The sequence below is a fragment of the Pseudomonas sp. NBRC 111123 genome (assembly GCF_001320205.1).
In the GTDB taxonomy this organism is placed as follows: domain Bacteria; phylum Pseudomonadota; class Gammaproteobacteria; order Pseudomonadales; family Pseudomonadaceae; genus Aquipseudomonas; species Aquipseudomonas putida_J.
The window spans coordinates 1-3,580 of sequence record NZ_BCAZ01000095.1; the positions used below are offsets into that span (position 1 = coordinate 1).

Genomic DNA, 3,580 nt, shown 5'->3' on the forward strand with positions numbered 1-3,580 from the left:
AGTCGGGGACTTCGCTTTCGTGGGCGACCCAGATCCAGGTGCTGTGGAAGATTTTTTCCAGCTCGGCGTCGAACAGCGCCGGGTCGGTGTACAGGGAGGTGTGGACGCGGTCGAGCTGCACCAGCTCGGCCGGGTCGACCGTCAGGTTGACGGCGGGGATCAGGTTGGTCACGGCATCTTCCTCGAATCAGGCGCGCTGGATGATCAGTTCGCGGCCGACACGGGCCTCGACCTTGGCGTAACGCCACAGCTTGTACGGCCCCTCGCCCACCGCAGTGCTGCGGAACAGGTTGCAGGCGGCATGCACGGTTTCGATGTCCGGCACGTCGGCCAGCAGGTAGGTGGTCCAGGGGAAGCCATCGGACGGGCCGACCATGCTCTGGTCATCATCCATGTTGCCCAGCACGTTGACCCCGGCCAGGTCGTGGATGCCATTCCACATCGCACTGAACGCGGCCCACACCTGCAGTTGCTCCTCACGCGGGGCATCGAAGAAGTTCTGGTTGATGCCCATGCAGAACAGCACGCGCAAGGCTTTCTTATCGCTCATGTCAGTAATCCCGAAAGTTACAGGTAGCCCGGCAGGGGCTGTTTGCCGAAGAACATCGCCCCGGCGTTCTGGTAGGTGACGTCGCCCATGAAGGCGTGCTGGGTGACCACTTGCGCGTCATTGACGCAGCGGGCCAGCGGGCTTTCGTTGTAGATGCCGGTCATGCCCGAGAGCATCTGCGCGCTGCGCGCCACTTCGGCGGCCACACGCGCGGCATGGGTGGAGGACAGGCGCAGCAGGTTGGTGACCTCGATCGGTACCGGGTCGCCGGCCAGCACGTGCGCCCAGGCCTGCTCGATGGATTCGTAGAAGAACGCCCGCGCCGAACGCAGCGCCGCCTCGGCCTTGGCCACGTCGACCTGGGCCAGTGGGCGGTCGGCCAGTGCCGGGGCGCCGGTTACCGAGATGCGCCCGCTGGCCATGCCCGACAGCTCGTCCAGCGCGGCACGGGCAATCCCTAAGCCGACTACCGAGAGCACCTGGGTGGCGAACGACAGCGATGGGTAGCGGAAAAACGGCTCGTCGAGGTTCGGCTTGCCACCGCGCACGAAGGTCCATTGCTCGCCGACCACAACGTCTTCGACCAGCAGGTCGTGGCTGCCGGTGCCGAGCAGGCCGACGGTGTCCCAGGTTTCTTCGATGCGGGCCTGGCTGCGCGGCAGCACCGCCAGGCGCGGCAGGTCGAGCTTGTCGCCGTTGCGCGGGGCAATGCCGACGCCAACGATATCGGCGCCCATGGAGCCGCTGGAGTACTTCCAGCGGCCGTTGACCTTGAAGCCACCGGGCACGGTCTCGGCCGGTTGCGGCGGGAAGATGCCGCCGGCGAACACGGTGTCGGGGCTGTTGCCGTAGATTTCGGCGATGGTCTCCAGCGGCAGCGCCGCCAGGTACACCGGGCTCATGCCGAAGCTGGCAACCCAACCGGCCGAGCCGTCGGCATGGGAGATGCGCTCGATCATTTCGCAGAAGGCCGCCGGCGAGCATTCCAGCCCGCCAAAGCGTTTCGGCACCAGGGCGCGGTACACGCCATGGGCCTTGAAGGCATCGATCACATCGCGGGAAATGTGGCGCTGGCGATCGAACTCACCCAGGCGGGCACGATCACGCACCCCGTCAAGCAAGGCCTCGAAGGCAGGGCCGGAGGCGAGCGCCGACACAGGCGCGGCACGCAGGCAAAGCGAATCCATGGACATTCTCCGTCTCAGGCGCGGTTTTTGTGTTGTTTGGCAGGCGGCGAAATAGCCAGGCTCGGCAAAGACGAGCAGCGGCCACGCAGGGGGGCAAAGGCTGGGTCGGGCGGCATGGTTCTGTCTCTCTTGTTTTAGGTGCCGGTGACCAAAATTTGCGACCGATTACGTGAATTGTCAATTGAATTTTCACGCTAAAAATAGCCATAACCTGTTGGGAGACCACCCTGAAAATCAGCGCGAAACCTTATATCCAATTGATTAATATCAATTTTTATATCGCTTTCCCGCTATGGAAAATCAGCTAAAAAAATAACCCTGCAGGGCGATATGCCGAAAAATTTTTAGTCGACTTTTCACATGATTCCGGAGAGAAAAAAGCTGGTGTAGGATGGCCAGGCAAGGAGCGCGACAAGGCCGGCCAGCTGCGCCGAGCCCATAAAAAAACCCAGCAAGCGCCCCGCCAGGATCGATGGGGACACGCCAATGCCTGCCGTGATTACCCCGAGGTCGAGGCCATGCCCACCCGCCACATCGACTTGCAGGACCATCGCCTGCGTTATCTGCACCTGAGCCACGACAAAGGCTCCATGCGCGCCGCCGCCGAAGCCCTGGGCGTCGCCACCTCATCGGTCAGCCGGCAGATCGCCCGGCTGGAAGAGGAACTGGACATCAAGCTGGTCCGCCCCGACACCCACCGCATCAGCCTGACGGCTGCCGGCGAGGCGGCGGTGGACTACTACGTCGAACGCACCCGCCAACATGCCCAACTGGTCGATCGCCTGGACGCGCTGCGCGGTCTGCAGCAGGCGTCCACGGTGATCGCCATCGGCGAAGGCCTGCTGGGTGCCCGGGCGATCAATTCGCTGCAGGGTTTTCTGCATGCCCATGGCGCGCACAAGGCCGAAATCATCAGTGCGCCCTCGCTGGAAGTGCAGCGCCGGGTGCTGGCCGATGAAGCGCACCTGGGCGTGATCTTCGCCCCCAGCGCCACCGCACGCCTGACGCGTCTGTACAGCCTGGCCCAGCCACTGCGCATGATCGTGCACCGCGACAGCCGCCTGGCCGCGCGCTCCACGGTCAGCCTGGAAGAGGTGGCACGTGAATCGCTGGTGCTGCCGGGGGCAGACTTTCGCGTGCGCGAACTGGCGGACGCGGCGTGCAAGGACCAGCCGTTTGCAATCGTGCCCACACTCACCTCCAACTCGCTGGCGGTGATCCTCGACTTCGTCCGCTCTGGCATGGGCGCCACGTTGCTGGCCGAGTTGCCGATCATCGACGAACTCAAGAGCGGCACGTTCAAGGCGCTGGCCATCGATTGCCCGGCGATGAATGCGACCGATATCCAGATCGTCACCCGGCGCGGGCGCACCCTGGATGGCCTGAGCCGCGAGCTGGCCACGGAGATGGCCAGGGCCGTGCGCATGGCAGCTAGCGCCTGAGAAAGGCTTGGGATGGCTGGGGCGCGTTGCGCCCATTTCGCGACACAAGGCCGCTCCTACAGGAGATCACATTCCCTTGTAGGAGCGGCCTTGTGTCGCGAAAAGGCTGCAAAGCGGCCTCCGCTCTTGTTGCACAAAACGCAACGACATTGCCCGCTGCTGTCATTGAGCCCCTCCCCCCTGCCCTTTAGCGTTGCTCCCATAAGAAATCGCCCCCATAGGTGACCCCGTGAGCAACCTGATCCCCGCCGTCAACCTGACGGTCGACCCGGCCGAGCTGGTGCAGCCCGACCGCGTCCACACCTCCCTGTATACCGACCCGGCGCTGTTCGACGCCGAGCTGGAAAAAATCTTCCACAGCACCTGGATCTGGGTCGCCCACGAGAGCGAAGTCCCCGACG

Annotated in this window: 3 protein-coding genes and 2 pseudogenes; 2 read left to right on the forward strand and 3 right to left on the reverse strand. The window is 64.1% G+C overall.

Annotated elements, in window-relative coordinates:
- From APH27_RS26990 to iacA, 3 genes and pseudogenes are all read right to left on the reverse strand, one after another.
- Nucleotides 1-172 (reverse strand): annotated as a pseudogene (locus APH27_RS26990) (aromatic ring-hydroxylating dioxygenase subunit alpha); the annotation flags it as partial.
- Nucleotides 173-187: 15 nt separating this feature from the next.
- Nucleotides 188-550: a hypothetical protein gene (locus APH27_RS25355; RefSeq protein ID WP_027919399.1), complete on the reverse strand. Its 363-nt coding sequence runs from the start codon at nucleotides 548-550 to the stop codon at nucleotides 188-190.
- Nucleotides 551-567: 17 nt separating this feature from the next.
- Nucleotides 568-1,737 carry an indole-3-acetate monooxygenase gene (gene iacA, locus APH27_RS25360; protein ID WP_027919398.1) on the reverse strand — a complete coding sequence of 390 codons (1,170 nt, stop codon included), beginning with the start codon at nucleotides 1,735-1,737 and terminating at the stop codon, nucleotides 568-570.
- Nucleotides 1,738-2,255: 518 nt separating this feature from the next.
- Between iacA and APH27_RS25365 the strand changes: the two genes are divergently transcribed.
- Complete coding sequence (locus APH27_RS25365; RefSeq protein WP_060486216.1) at nucleotides 2,256-3,179, forward strand: LysR family transcriptional regulator; 924 nt, start codon at nucleotides 2,256-2,258, stop codon at nucleotides 3,177-3,179.
- Nucleotides 3,180-3,408: 229 nt separating this feature from the next.
- Nucleotides 3,409-3,580, forward strand: a pseudogene (locus APH27_RS26995) (aromatic ring-hydroxylating dioxygenase subunit alpha); the annotation flags it as partial.